Source organism: Candidatus Sphingomonas phytovorans (genome assembly GCA_029202385.1).
Classification (GTDB): domain Bacteria; phylum Pseudomonadota; class Alphaproteobacteria; order Sphingomonadales; family Sphingomonadaceae; genus Sphingomonas; species Sphingomonas phytovorans.
The window spans coordinates 2,728,227-2,742,267 of the sequence record CP119314.1 but is presented as its reverse complement, the minus strand read 5'-3'; the positions used below and the strand labels follow the sequence as shown (position 1 = coordinate 2,742,267).

The 14,041-nt window shown below is 64.2% G+C and carries 11 protein-coding genes; 6 read left to right on the top strand and 5 right to left on the bottom strand.

Going from position 1 to position 14,041, the window contains the following annotated elements; all coding sequences use genetic code 11:
- Nucleotides 1–4 precede the first annotated feature (4 nt).
- Together acnA and P0Y59_12500 are read right to left on the bottom strand one after the other, a co-directional pair.
- Nucleotides 5–2,674, bottom strand: a complete 2,670-nt coding sequence (acnA, locus tag P0Y59_12505; GenBank protein WEJ97790.1) for an aconitate hydratase AcnA — start codon at nucleotides 2,672–2,674, stop codon at nucleotides 5–7.
- A gap of 260 nt (nucleotides 2,675–2,934) precedes the next feature.
- Complete coding sequence (locus P0Y59_12500) at nucleotides 2,935–3,594, bottom strand: cation transporter (protein WEJ97789.1); 660 nt, start codon at nucleotides 3,592–3,594, stop codon at nucleotides 2,935–2,937.
- Nucleotides 3,595–3,663: 69 nt separating this feature from the next.
- Between P0Y59_12500 and P0Y59_12495 the strand changes: the two genes are divergently transcribed.
- The 5 genes from P0Y59_12495 to P0Y59_12475 all read left to right on the top strand — a co-directional run bounded on the left by P0Y59_12495 (nucleotide 3,664) and on the right by P0Y59_12475 (nucleotide 8,728).
- Nucleotides 3,664–4,080: a helix-turn-helix domain-containing protein gene (locus tag P0Y59_12495; protein ID WEJ97788.1), complete on the top strand. Its 417-nt coding sequence runs from the start codon at nucleotides 3,664–3,666 to the stop codon at nucleotides 4,078–4,080.
- 430 nt (nucleotides 4,081–4,510) lie between these two features.
- The gene (locus P0Y59_12490; protein ID WEJ97787.1) at nucleotides 4,511–5,479 is read left to right on the top strand and encodes a ferritin-like domain-containing protein; all 969 of its coding nucleotides are present in this window, start codon (nucleotides 4,511–4,513) and stop codon (nucleotides 5,477–5,479) included.
- A gap of 41 nt (nucleotides 5,480–5,520) precedes the next feature.
- Nucleotides 5,521–6,522 carry a ferritin-like domain-containing protein gene (locus P0Y59_12485; protein WEJ97786.1) on the top strand — a complete coding sequence of 334 codons (1,002 nt, stop codon included), beginning with the start codon at nucleotides 5,521–5,523 and terminating at the stop codon, nucleotides 6,520–6,522.
- Nucleotides 6,523–7,007: 485 nt separating this feature from the next.
- A complete protein-coding gene (locus P0Y59_12480; protein WEJ97785.1) occupies nucleotides 7,008–7,376 on the top strand; it encodes a hypothetical protein in 369 nt (122 codons plus the stop codon).
- A gap of 2 nt (nucleotides 7,377–7,378) precedes the next feature.
- The gene (locus P0Y59_12475) at nucleotides 7,379–8,728 is read left to right on the top strand and encodes a hypothetical protein (GenBank protein ID WEJ97784.1); all 1,350 of its coding nucleotides are present in this window, start codon (nucleotides 7,379–7,381) and stop codon (nucleotides 8,726–8,728) included.
- 23 nt (nucleotides 8,729–8,751) lie between these two features.
- Here the strand turns inward: P0Y59_12475 and P0Y59_12470 are convergent, their stop codons facing one another.
- From P0Y59_12470 to P0Y59_12460, 3 genes are all read right to left on the bottom strand, one after another.
- Complete coding sequence (locus P0Y59_12470; GenBank protein WEJ97783.1) at nucleotides 8,752–9,060, bottom strand: hypothetical protein; 309 nt, start codon at nucleotides 9,058–9,060, stop codon at nucleotides 8,752–8,754.
- Nucleotides 9,057–10,634, bottom strand: coding sequence for a L,D-transpeptidase family protein (locus P0Y59_12465; GenBank protein ID WEJ97782.1), 1,578 nt, complete (start codon nucleotides 10,632–10,634; stop codon nucleotides 9,057–9,059). The genes P0Y59_12470 and P0Y59_12465 overlap by 4 nt, the downstream gene beginning before the upstream one ends.
- A 68-nt stretch (nucleotides 10,635–10,702) precedes the next feature.
- Nucleotides 10,703–11,464 (bottom strand): energy transducer TonB, encoded by a 762-nt coding sequence (locus tag P0Y59_12460; protein ID WEJ97781.1) that lies wholly within the window; start codon nucleotides 11,462–11,464, stop codon nucleotides 10,703–10,705.
- 148 nt (nucleotides 11,465–11,612) lie between these two features.
- Between P0Y59_12460 and P0Y59_12455 the strand changes: the two genes are divergently transcribed.
- Complete coding sequence (locus P0Y59_12455; GenBank protein WEJ97780.1) at nucleotides 11,613–13,985, top strand: hydrolase; 2,373 nt, start codon at nucleotides 11,613–11,615, stop codon at nucleotides 13,983–13,985.
- Nucleotides 13,986–14,041 lie beyond the last annotated feature (56 nt).

Genomic DNA, 14,041 nt, shown 5'->3' with positions numbered 1-14,041 from the left:
TTCCTCAGGCAGCCAGCTTGCGCAGCACATACTGCAGAATGCCGCCGTTGAGGAAATACTCCAGCTCGTTGACGGTGTCGATCCGGCAGCGGGTCAGGAAGGTTTCCGTCCGCCCGTCGGCACGGGTGAGGATCACCTCGACATCCTGGCGCGGGCGGATGTCCGCGACGTGCTGGATGGTGAAGCTTTCCGACCCGTCCAGGCCAAGCGTCTGGCGCGTCACCCCTTCCGCGAACTGCAGCGGGAGCACGCCCATGCCGACCAGGTTCGAGCGGTGGATTCGCTCGAAGCTCTCGGTGATGACGGCGCGCACGCCGAGCAGGTTGGTGCCCTTCGCCGCCCAGTCGCGCGACGAACCGGTGCCATATTCCTTGCCGGCGATGACGACGAGCGGCGTGCCATCGGCCTTGAAGCGCATTGCGGCGTCGTAGATCGGCATCACTTCGCCTTCATACTTCGACATGCCGCCTTCGACGCCGGGGACCATCTCGTTGCGGATGCGGATATTGGCGAAGGTGCCGCGCATCATCACGTCGTGGTTGCCACGGCGCGCGCCGTAGGAGTTGAAGTCGGCGCGGCTGACCTGATGTTCCTGCAGATAAGTGCCGGCCGGGCTGTCCGCCTTGATCGAGCCTGCCGGGCTGATGTGGTCGGTGGTGATCGAATCGCCGAGGATCGCGAGCGGGCGCGCCTCGATGATGTCGGTGACCGGTGCCGGGGTCATGGTCATGCCCTCGAAATAGGGCGGGTTGGCGACATAGGTGGAACCGGCGCGCCAGGTATAGGTGTCCGATCCCTCGACCTCGATGCCGCGCCATTTTTCGTCGCCGGCATAGACGTTGCCGTAGCGCGAGCGGAACATGGTGTCGTCGATATTGGCGCCCATCACCTCGGCGATCTCGGCGTTCGAGGGCCACACGTCCTTGAGGAAGACGTCCTCGCCGTTCGAGCCCTTGCCCAGCGGCGTCTCGACCATGTCCTCGGTCACCGTGCCCTTGATCGCATAGGCGACGACCAGCGGCGGCGAGGCGAGGAAGTTGGCGCGCACGTCGGGAGAGACGCGGCCTTCGAAGTTGCGGTTGCCCGACAGCACCGATGCGGCGACGATGTCGTTCTCGTTGATCGCGGTCGACAGCTCGCTGGCGAGCGGGCCCGAATTGCCGATGCAGGTGGTGCAGCCATAGCCCACCAGGTTGAAGCCGAGGGCGTTGAGGTCCTCGGTCAGGCCGGCCTTGTTGAGATAGTCGGTGACGACCTGCGAGCCGGGGGCGAGCGAGGTCTTGACCCAGGGCTTCGACGTCAGGCCGAGCGCGCGCGCCTTGCGGGCGACGAGACCGGCGGCGACCAGCACCGAAGGGTTGGAGGTGTTGGTGCAGCTCGTGATCGCGGCGATCACCACGTCGCCGTCGCCGATATCGTCCGGACGGCCCTCGACCGCGGCGCGGACCGGCTGTTCCTTGTGATAGACCTTGAACAGGTCGCCGTTGAACACCTCGTCGACCTTATTGAGCGAGACCCGGTCCTGCGGGCGCTTCGGGCCGGCGAGGCTTGCCTGGACGCTGCCCATGTCGAGTTCGAGCGTATCGGTGAAGACCGGATCGACGCTGTCGGCGTCGTGCCACAGGCCCTGCGCCTTGCAATAGGCCTCGACCAGCTCGACCGTCTCGTCGGGACGCGCGGTGAGCTTCAGATACTCGATCGTCTTGGCGTCGATCGGGAAGAAGCCGCAGGTCGCGCCATATTCGGGCGCCATGTTGGCGATGGTCGCGCGATCGGCGAGGGTCATCGAATCCAGGCCCGGGCCGTAGAATTCGACGAAGCGGCCGACCACGCCCTTGGCGCGGAGCATCTGGGTGACGGTCAGCACGAGATCAGTGGCGGTGATGCCCTCGTTCATCGCGCCGGTCAGCTTGAAGCCGACGACTTCGGGGATCAGCATCGAGACCGGCTGGCCAAGCATCGCCGCCTCCGCCTCGATCCCGCCGACGCCCCAGCCGAGCACGCCCATGCCATTGACCATGGTGGTGTGGCTGTCGGTGCCGACCAGCGTATCGGGATAGGCGATCGTTGCGCCGTCATTCGCCGAGGACCACACGCCCTGGCCGATATATTCGAGGTTCACCTGGTGGCAGATGCCGGTGCCCGGGGGAACGACCTGGAAATTGTCGAGCGCCTTGGAACCCCATTTCAGGAACTCGTAGCGTTCGAAGTTGCGGCTATATTCGAGGTCGACATTGTCCTCGAACGCCTTGGGCGTGCCGAACTCGTCGACCATGACCGAGTGGTCGATGACGAGATGGACGGGGACCAGCGGATTGATCTTCGCCGCGTCGCCGCCCAGCTTGGTGATGGCATCGCGCATCGCGGCCAGATCGACCACGCAGGGAACGCCGGTGAAATCCTGCATCAGCACGCGCGCGGGGCGATACTGGATCTCGCGGTCAGAGCGGCGCTCCTGCTGCCAGTCGATGATCGCCTTCACGTCGTCGGTGGTGACGGTCTTGCCGTCTTCGAAGCGGAGCATGTTCTCCAGCAGCACCTTCATCGAGAAGGGCAAGCGGCTGATGTCGCCATATTTCGCCGCGGCGTCGGCCAGCGAATAATAGTCGTACGACTTCGAGCCGACCTTGAGCGTCTTGCGGGCGCCGAGCGTATCCTGGCCAATGGCGGTCATCTGGGGCGGGTTCCTTCCCTGTCTGGCCGGGCGCGGCGGGGAGGCGGAAAGTTCCGCGCGGGCGCGCTCCGGGTTGTGCGAATGCGAAGAGTCGCGCGGGCCTTAGCAAGAGGGGGCGGGTTGGGGAAGGGTGGCGGTGATCGGAATTACGGGTCACTGTCATCACCCCCGTGATCAGGGCCGGCACCGCCCCGGCCGGGTCGCTCCCGATGATAAAATCATGAATTCCGCCGCCTTGTCGTGCGGCAAAGCTCCGGCGATCATTCGCGAAGCTGTTCGACCTGCGGACGAAACAAGGCGGCCGAAGTTCCGGATCTGAGTTCGCCACGGGCCTGAACCATGATCTGCATTCCGCCCCATAGCCCCAGCCCGGCCATCATTGTCGCGACGACCAGATCGGGCCATGCCGTACCGGTGCCGAACACGCCGAGCGCGGCGGCCATCACCGCGAGATTGCCGATCGCGTCGTTGCGGGAGCATATCCAGACCGACCGCATGTTCGCGTCGCCCGTGCGATAGCGATAGAGAAGGACCGCCACCGCGAGATTCACCGCGAGCGCGATGAAGCCGACCACGCCCATCATCTCCGCATGCGGCACTGACCCGTTCAGCGCGCTCCACAATGTCGCGCCGAGGATGGCGAGGCCGAACAGGAAGATCGTCGCTCCCTTCAGCAGCGCCGCGCGAGCGCGCCAGGCGAGCGCCATGCCGGCGACGCCAAGGCTGATCGCGTAGTTGGCTGAATCCCCGAGGAAATCGAGGGCATCGGCCTGCAGCGCCTTCGAATCACCGGCGATGCCGGCGCCGATCTCGCCCAGGAACATCGCGGCGTTCAGGATGAGCGCGATCCACAGGATGCGGCGCCAGCGCGGATCGTTCGTCACGTTCTTGTCTTCGCTAGGGCAGCTTGTGCAGGCCATCTTTGTCCTCTCGACAGTTTCCGAGTCGGACAGGCATATGCACCCTGTAGCGACTACAGGGTCAAGCGGATGGCGACAGCGTTGACGATCGGCCAGTTGGCCAGGGCGACGGCGACCAAGGTCGAGACGGTGCGCTATTATGAGCGGATCGGGTTGCTCGCGCCGCCGGGCCGCACTCAGGGCAATTACCGCGCCTATGGCGCCGGCGATCTGTCCCGGCTGAGTTTCATCCGCCGCGCGCGCGATCTTGGCTTCTCGCTCGATCAGGTGCGCAATCTGCTCGATCTCGCGGGGCAGGGGCAAAAGGATTGCGGCTCGGTCGACGTGATGGCGCAGGAGCATCTCGCCGAGATCGACCGCAAGCTGGCCGATCTGACCGCGCTCAGGCGGGAACTCGGCGTGCTGATCTCGTCATGCGAGGGTGGGGCGATGTCGGAATGCCGGATTCTGGAGGCGCTGGCACCGCGCTCCATCCTCATGCCTTGAAATGCCGGTTCCCGAGAGCGCAGGCGACGGTCTGTCCCCACTGCGCTGGAAACGGGAACGATCGGATGCGGTGAAGGCCAGCGTGAATTGCCGGGCAATGCGCATTGCCGTCCTGTCGAGGGAAAGCAGGATTTAAGCCTGCCGGAAGCGGCGGTCGAGATGCCGGCATCTCGCGCCGATCCCCGGGGAGCGTGAGCCCTCGATACTTTCAAGACAGTAGATGGCCGCTTTTTGTTTTCGCGGTCGTGCATCCGGATGGCCAGTGGCGCCGTATCTCCGGGCATCCCTCGATCGCGTGCAGCCATGCCGCCATCGGGATATCGGCGTTGCCAGCCGTTTCCAAAGAAAAATGAATCTTTTCAAATAGTTGGAACCTATGCAGCGCAATGATGTTTGCGTTGAACCGTCCGGATAAAAGGGAGGTTGAGCCATGACCGATGCCAGTAACCAACTCATCGATGTTCTCGACAGGCGTGTCGAACGACGCAACGAACGCCGCGAATTCTTCAGGACGGCGATCGGCGCCGCCGCGGTCGCCGGTGCCGGAGGCGCACTGACATTTGCCGGCCGGGTCGATGCGCAGAGCGCGCCGACCGATGCCGACGTGCTCAACTTCGCGCTCAACCTCGAATATCTCGAGGCGCAATTTTACAATGTAGCGGTGTTCGGCACGCCGCTGACGCCGGCCCAGACCAGCGGGACCGGCACGCCGGGCGTCGCCACGGGCGGTCGCCAGGTCAGCTTCACCGATCCCGTCGTCGCTCAATACGCCAAGGAAATTGCGCAGGACGAGGTGGCGCATGTGAATTTCCTGCGCACCGCGCTGGGCACCGCGGCGGTGGCGCAGCCGACGATCGATATCGGCATCGCCCCCAATGGCGCGTTCAGCAGCGCTGCCCGGGCGGCCGGCCTCATCAGCGGACCGACATCCTTTTTCGATCCTTATGCAAGCGACGAGAATTTCCTGCTCGGCGCCTTCATCTTCGAAGATGTCGGGGTGACCGCATACAAGGGCGCGGCACCGCTGATCACCAATAAGACCTACCTGGAGGCGGCGGCCGGCATTCTTGCGGTCGAGGCGTATCACGCGGCGCTGGTGCGCACCGTGCTCTATGCCAAGGGCGTTGCGACACCCTCGCTGCGCACCTCCGCCGATGCGATCTCCAACGCGCGCGACTCGCTCGACGGCCCCAGCGATGACGACCAGGGCATTTCCCCGGTCATGATCAACGGTGCCCTGGCATCGAACATCGTGCCGCTCGATGCGAACGGCCTCGCCTATAGCCGGACCACCGGCCAGGTGCTCAACATCGTGTACCTGAACAACATGGCCGTGGGCATGGGCGGGTTTTTCCCCGCTGGCGTGAACGGCTCGATCAAGACGAGCGCCGCCAACTGAGCGCGCCATCGTCCGTTTCCATTCGAAAGGGAGTTCTCCCGATGCATATCAACGACACGATGCTTCAATTGCTCGAGGCGAGCGATCGCCGCCGCGAGGAACGACGCCAGTTCATCCGCACCGCCGCATCGGCGACCATCGCCGTTGGCGGGCTTTCCCTGCTCTCGGCATGCGACGACAACAACGGAGGGACGGTTTCACCTACCCCGACGCCAACGCCTACTCCGACGCCCACCCCGACACCGACCGCCTTCACTGATGCCGACGTGCTGAACTTCGCGCTCAACCTCGAATATCTCGAAGCCCAATTCTACTCCTTCGCGGTCACGGGCGCGAGCATCCCCGGCAACCTGCTCACTGGCACGGGGACGCCCGGCGCGCCGACCGGCGGCCGTCAGGTCACGTTCACCGACCCGGTCGTCGCGCAATATGCCCGGGAGATCGCGGCGGACGAGCTGGCGCATGTCGCCTTCCTGCGAAGCGCCCTGGGATCGGCGGCGGTCGCCCAGCCGGCGATCGATATCAGCGCCGCCGGGCCGTTCACCGCGGCTGCGCGGGCAGCCGGCGTGGTCGGTTCGACCGGAACCTTCGACCCTTATGCAAGCGACGAGAATTTCCTGCTCGGCGCCTTCATCTTCGAGGATGTCGGCGTGACCGCATATAAGGGCGCGTCGCCTCTGATCGCCAACAAGACCTATCTCGAAGCGGCAGCGGGTATCCTGGCCGCCGAGGCCTATCATGCCGGGCTGGTGCGCACCGTGCTCTACGCAAAGGGCGTTGCGATGCCGTCCCTGCGCACGGCGGCCGGCCAGATCAGCGACGCGCGAGACTCGCTCGACGGCCCTTCCGACGACGACCAGGGCATTGTCGGCGACGCGACGACGTCGAACATCGTCCCGACGGACGCGAATGGCATCGTCTATAGCCGGTCGGCCGGGCAGGTTCTCAACATTGCTTATCTGAACAAGGCTGCGGTTGTCGGGGGCGGGTTCTTCCCGGTCGGCGTCAATGGCAGCATCAGGACAAGCGCCGCCAGCGGCTGACCAGTCTGGCGTCACTTCGATTACGGCCGTGCGATGGAGGTCGCGCGGCCGTTTTCGTTGGAGCGAAAGGCCGAGGGCGGCGACGGCCTGGATTGCTGCGATCGGCATCAGCCAGTCGAAAAGGGTTACTTGCGGGTCCTGTGTCGAAAGACGTGCCGCGCGGGGAGTGCGGTTGGCATCCCGCTGGCGCGCAGCAATCGTGCAGTGTGTAATGTTATTAGAAAGTAGATGTTGGTAAATTGTCGGATATCATTGATCCGATATGGTTGTAATGCTTGATGCTGGTGATGAATCAGGCAGATAATCGGTGCTATTGACTCCCAATTCAAATGCAGGATTATTCGGTGTAGCGGAGATACCGACAGGCAGGTTCCCGGGGGGTGAAATTGACACAGAATACAGTGCGGCACTGGGCTTGGCCCTGTGCGATCCTCCTTGTGATCCTGCCATTCTTTACGATCTACGTTTTTCATATAGATCATGAGATGCTGCAGCTGGACAAAGCGGCGGGATACAGCCGAACCGACTACAAGGATGCTCTGGGATTTCTGAGCAGTTGCTCGCAGTGGCTTGTCACCGTTTCGATTTCGACGATTGCGGCTTCCGGTTACCTGTTCGTGAAGAGTCGGGATAACCACCCCTGGTTATGCGGCGTGAGCGGAACCATCATTTTCTGCGCGAGCATAACCTCGATCTATTATTCGATCGAGCTGGCGCAATGTTCGGCGAATTTCCTCGCAAAATCTTTCCATCATATCGAGATCGTCAGCAGCATCCTGGTCGAGCAGGCTATTTTCGCGCTGGTCGCGGCAAGCTGCCTGCCCAGCCTGGCTTTGGGGGCAAAAGAAGCGTGAGAATGTTCAAAGGCCTCCCCTGGCTCGGAATTTTTTGTCTTCTCGGTCCGATGGCGATGGCGAGCTATGGCCAGGCATCGGCTCAGGAAGGAAAACGCCCTTCTGTCCAGGGAAGAGAGGTTGTCATCACCGGGCGGCGGGACCCGAACGACGTATCCTGGGGCAGGGCAAAGGTTCTTCTCAGCCTGGAGAGCGCGGTCAAGGAGAGGCGCCTGCTGCTTGTTCATCCGCAAAGCGCTGAACAGAGAATGTCGTCCGTGGATCTCGGGAGGCCGAATAGCGTGGTCCAGGGGTTTGTCTTCGAGATGAGCGTCGAAGGGGCCGCCTGTTTCGCCAATCCGGTTCTGAGCTGGCATATTCTCGGTGGGGACCAGGAGATAGATGAGGGGCACTATAATATCGGGCTGAAGTCATCGCCGAAATCATATGCGATACTGGGTTTTTCCTTCAGCCCGCTGGGGGATCGGGGCGTTGTTGGCGAGAGAACGTCGGTCTTCGTATATGTGGACATGCTGCTGCGTAGCGACAAAGGTATCTATAGCGACACTACGGGCGCGATATCAGAGCTTTACAGGATGGACCCCGGAAACCAGCGCGTAGGCCTGGTGCGGAAGAAATCGGCAAAATACATATGTTTGTCGGGTTCGAACCAGGTCGATGAAGATATCAGAAATCGCATATCCATGACGATCGACAAGAATATCGTGTGGACAAAGTTTCTGAGCGATATCGAGTATCGAGAGCTGGACAAGATATATTCCAACGACAATGCATTGGTGGAGGACATAAATAAATCAGTCCTCAAGATAACCAACCGTGATCCCTATTCCTACGGCACGCTTGTGATGGCCAATTACAACGGCCACGCGGGCGGCTTTGCCGGGAAGGGCGAAGAGCCCAATCGCCGATGGATAGGCTGTCTGCCGACCGATGTCAGCGGCACGATCGTTCGGTCCCTCGACTGCAACTCGGGACGAACCTGGGAAGTGTTCGATCCTTTCGGAATCCTGGGAACGGCGAAAGGGGCGATCCGGAAACTGGGGGCGGCCAAGAACAAATATAAGGGTATCGTATTCCCTGTGACGAACCTGCCCATGGCGTCGATTTCCTCGAAGCCGAGCGGGGCGGACGTCTATATCGACGAGGAATATCAATCCTCTCCGACCGATGACGACTATACGCTATCCGAAAACAGCGTGCCGGGGATCAGGATCGAGAAAAATGGTTACGCCGCCTGTGCCGGAGCGGCGCTGAAGAAGCGGCTCGTGCGCGAACGACCGAAGATCTACAAGATAGACTGTCGTCTGCGCCCGTTGAACCAGGGGCATTCAACGAAGCATTCGCGCCGCTGAACGCCCCCTGTTCCGCGGTGCGATTACGGCGCTGTCGTGTTGCCCGCCGCCTCGTCGCGGCGGACTCGCGCGGTCATGCCGGTCGCATCGGCATCGTCCTGGGTCTGTGCGTCGGGATCGGGCGGCGTCTCGCGCGGCTCGATAGCGGCGGCGTTGGCGGTTTCCGGCACCGGCTTCTCTTCCGGAACGACCAGGTTCACCGGCTCGACCTCGTTGACGGCGTTCTCGACCGGGGCGGGTTGCTCCGGTGCCGATTTCTCGCAACCCCCAAGCGCCGCCAGCGCCAATATCCCCGCCGCGGTTGCCGCGATCTTGCCCCGGTTCATTCTCATGATTTCGTCAGCTCCTCGAGTTCAGGCAGGACCAGCCGGCCGGATGACCGCGCTTCGATCTTGGCGGCCAGGGTCTTGTCCCAGCCATAAGGATCGGCACGGAAGTTCATCTGGCCGCTCGCGCTGGCGAACGCCGTCCAGTAAAGCAAATAGACCTCGACCGGATTGGTCAAGGTCACCCGCAACGTCTTGCCCTTTTCCACCTGCGCCGCGATCGCCTCGGGCGGCCAGTCCGGATTGGCCTTCAGCAGCAGCTCCGCGAGTTCGGCGGGTTTTTCAAGCCGCACGCAGCCATGGCTGGCGAGCCGGCTGAAGCTGGCGAACTTCGCGCGCGACGGCGTGTCGTGCAGATAGACGGCATAGGCATTGTTGAAGTCGAACTTGAACCGGCCGAGCGCGCTCTGGTCGCCGGCTGCCTGCTGAAGGCGCGTGCCGTCGATCACCTTGAAACCGTTGCGCTTGAAATAGCCGGGGCTCTTCTTCTCCTTGGGCCACAATTCCTTGGTCGCGATCGAGGTCGGCACGTTCCAGGGCGGATTGATCACGATGCTGTTGATGGTCGAGGACAGCATCGGCGTTTCGTCGCCGGGGCGGCCGGTGACGGCGCGCATCGACATCACCGGGGTGTCGCCGTCGAACACGGTCAGCACGGCGGCGGCGATGTTGACCTGGATCCGGTCGCGCGGAAGCTCCTGCGGCAGCCAGCGCCAGCGCTCAAGGTTCGCCATGATCTGGTGGACCCGGTCGATCGCCGGCACGTTGAGCGCGGCGAGCGTCTGGGTCGAGACCACGCCGGCCGGGTTCAGGCCATAGCGGCGCTGGGCGCGCTGCACGCCGGCGACGAGCGCGGCGTCGAAGGTGTCGCCGGTCGCGACGACGTCCTTGTCCTCCACCGCCAGCCGCTGGCGCAGCGCGAGGACGCGCGGACCCTTGGCGCCGAGGGTGAGATCAGGCCCCGCGGGAACGGGCTGCCAGCCACCCGCCGCCTCGATCGCGCGGTAATTGGCCAGGCCCTTCAGCAGCCCGTCATAACCGGCATAGGGTGGCGGGAGATTGGCAATCCACGATGCCAGCCGGTCGCGCCGCACCGCATCGGTCAAGCCGGGCAGGGGATCGTAAGGCGGGGGGCGGAGGCCCCAATCCTTGTCGAAATCGGCGGTATCGAGCCGCCCGGCATGGACCGCACGGGCATGGTCGAGCACGGCGCGGACAAGGGCTTCCCCATCGAGCCGCGTGGGTGAGGCCGTGGGCGCCGAGCGCAGGCCCTGTGCCATCGCATTCGCATCGAGCATGGCGCGGAGCTGGTCGGCCTGGGCAGCCGTGGGGACCGGCAGCGGAAGCTGCGGTGCCGCCGGTTGCACCTGCGGCGGCGGGACGGTGCGGACAACGGGTGGCGGGGTAACTGTCTGGCCAGCCTGTACCGGAGCGGCGAGCAGGGCGGGTATGATCGCCAGGGCAGTAAACCATTGCGCGGGCCGATGCCCGTAACCCCCGTGCCCGTAACCCCCGTGGCCGTAACCCTTGCCGAATTCTTGAGCCATCATCTTCCTGTCGTTCGTGGCGATCCGGGCCATGTGGCACGCCGCTGATCGCCCTAGTATGAATGGAATAGGGATTTCCAGTGCATGCCGCCACCCACCGCTCAAGGCGCGGGAGTGGCGGTTGGTTCCGGGCGGTCGTCGATAATCCAGCTATGATTCTCGATGATGATCGAGGACACCGGCTTGCCGCCCTCGTCCTTCGACGGCTTGAAACGGAAGCGCTCGCGGATGAGGCGGCAAGTGGTCTCGTCCAGTTCGGTATTGCCGCTCGATGTCGTCACGGTGCAGTCGGTGACGCGCCCGGTCTCAGCGACGACGTAGCGCACCGAGACGGTGCCCTGGACCAGCGCCTCCTTCGCGGCGCGCGGATAGTCAGAGTCCTTGATCCGGCCGCGAATCCAGCGCGGCGGTGTCTCCGCGCCGCCGTCTCCGTCGCCATCGCCCGCGCGACCGCTACCGGTGCCGTTCCCAACCCCGCCGGCGCCGGTGCCCGGGCCGGGAACCGGCGCCGCACCGGTGGAGGCCTGGTTGCCGGTGGCGGGTTTGAGTGCCGCGACGATCGGCGGCGGGACGACCGGTTGAACGATGGGAACGGGGGCAACAATCTCGGTTGCCCTGGATCGCAGGTTCGCCGGCGACGCGGCACCTTCCCGCCAGATGCTCCTGATCGGGTGAGGCCTGGTCTTCTCGGGCGGCGGCGTCGGTGGGGGAAGCACGGCGAACAGGGTGAGCGGACTTTCGACTACGCCCCGCGACTTCACCGCCAGGCCCATGACCAGCGCATAGACCAGCAGGCCCTGCAACGCCGCTGCGCCCAGCGCGGCCTTGATCCGGTCACTTGGGTTCGATTGCAGATAGGTCATGCTCGCCCGCGGTTTGCCACGTGGCGACAACGATCCGGGCCACGAAAAGGATGAACGGGCGCTGCGTTTGTCTTCAGTGCAAGGTTAACGGCTTGATAACCAAACATCGCGATATCCGGCTGGACATGATCGGCCACGGATTATCGAGATGAACACCGCGCGCGCGCACGAACTCCCGACCCTGCTCGATCGCGCGCCCGCGGGGGTGCGGTACCTGTCGCTCGACTGTTTCGATACGCTTCTGTGGCGCGATACCGGCGCGCCGGTTGATGTGTTCGCCGATCTCGGCCTGGATGGCGGCGCGATCCAGCCGCGGCGGCGGGCAGAGTCGGCGGCACGGCGCGCGGCGCATCTCGATACGGGGCGGAACGAGGTCTCGATCGAGGCGATCCATCAGCGCCTGCATCCGAACGATACGGAAGCGGCGGCGGCATCGACGGCGGCCGAGCTTGAGGCCGAGGCGCGGCATTGCTTCGGCTTCGCGCCGGTGATCGCGCTGATGGAGAACGCGAAGGCGAGGGGCCTCGGCGTCATCATCGTCAGCGACACCTATCTCGGCGAGGCGCAGCTTCGCGCGCTGATCGGCGCGGCCGCGGGGGAGAATGTCCTCGGCCTTATCGACCATGTCTTCTGTTCGTCGGATCATGGCATGGGCAAGGGGCAGGGCCTGTTCGGGCCGGTGCTGAAGAAGCTCGGATGCCAGCCCGGGCAAATCCTGCATGTCGGTGACAATCAGCATGCCGATCTGACGGCGCCGGCCGCGCTGGGCATCAACGCGGTGCATTTCGTTCAGTTTGACGAGGAGGCAGCGCATCGGCTGCGCCTTGAGGCAGCGGTTGCCTCGGTGCTCGATCCGCGTATCCGCGCCTCGTTGCCGGCGTGGCAGCCGCATCGCCCGGCCGTTTCGCTGCGCACCGACGACGATCCGGCGGTTGCGCTGGGGCACGACGTGCTCGGGCCGTTGTTCGCCGCTTACGCTGAATGGCTGCAGGGTGAGGTCGTGGAGCTCGCCGAAAAGACGGGGCGCAAGACTCATTTGCTGTTCCTGCTGCGCGACGGGCATCTGCCCTCGCGTGTTCATGCCGCGCTCCATGGCGAGGATGCGGGGAGGACGATCGAGATTAGCCGGATGACCGCGATGCGCGCCAGCTTTCGCGACGAGGCTGCGATCCGGAACCATCTGTCCCGCGTGCCCGCGGGATCGGAAGCACGCGCGATCGCAAAGCAGTTCCTGTTCAACGCTGATGAGATCGCGAAGATCGCGCCTGACATGGCCGGCAACGCCGGGGCTTTTGCCCGCATGATCCTCCAGCCGGCCAATATCGGCAAGATCGTCACGCGATCCGCGCGCTTCGCCGAACGGCTGATCGCGCATCTCGAACGCGCCGGGGTCGCCCGCGGCGACGCGGTGGTGTTTGCTGACCTTGGGTATAATGGCAGCGCGCAGAATCTGGTGGAGCCGGTGCTGCGCGAACGCATGGGCCTGCATGTCGCGGGCCGCTATCTGGTACTGCGCGAGGATTCGCCGAGCGGGCTGGACAAGGCCGGTTATTTCGATACGCGCGGCACCGATTTCCGCGTGCTCGACGCGATCTGCGGGCCGATCTCCCTGCTCGAGCAACTCTGTACCAAGGCGCAGGGGTCGGTTGTCGACTACAAGGCGAACGGCGAACCGGTTCGCGCAACGGAGAGCATCAAGACGCGACAGAGCGCCACGCGCGATACCGTCCAGGCGGCCTGCCTTTCCTATGCCGATGGCATGCGCGGTCGTGGCCCTGTCTCCCGCGCGGACAGTGTAGAGGCGCGGCGGATCGCGGCGACCGGACTGCTCGGACGGCTGCTGTTCCTGCCTTCGCACGCTGAGCTTGGCGTGATCCAGGCGTTCGAGCACGACTTCAATTGCGGCAGCAAGCAACAGGTGAAGATGATCGATCCGGCGGCGTCGCAGGCCGATCTGCGCCGGCGCGGCCTGCTCTACACCGGTTCAGCCGACCGCATGTTCCTGCCCGGCGAGTTCCGCAAGCATGGCCTGCCGCTGAACCTGTCCTTCCTCGTCACCAGCCGCTTCGGGCTCGATTTCAAGGGGGCCGACTTCAGGGGAGAGCCGATCAGGCTTCCCGTGATCCTGATGGACCAGCGCGGCCAGGCGATCATCGAGGTCGAGGCCTGGGCGACTCATGACGGCTATTATGCCGCGAACGTGCCGGTCGGCCGGGCGCTCTATTCGGCGGCGGTGAGCTGGGGACAGCTTTACGAGTATGTCGAGCTGGAGGAGATGAGCTTCCACCGCGTCTCCGAATTCGCCGAGGCGAGCCCGGGCGATCATCAGCCGATCCCTGCGACGATCATCCCCGATGCGATGGAGGGCGTGGGCGGCAGCCTCTACCGGTGCCAGTCGCCGAACGCCTTCACCCTGATGCCTCCCCCGGCCGGCACCGGCGACGACCTGATGCTGCTGAGCGTCGTCTTCCGCCCGATCGTTCGCCGCGATGCGGCGTTGGCCATTCGCGCGGTCGCCTGAGGCAGAAAGCCCTTTCAGGCTTCAATTCTTTTGCGCTGCAATATAATCGTCACTGC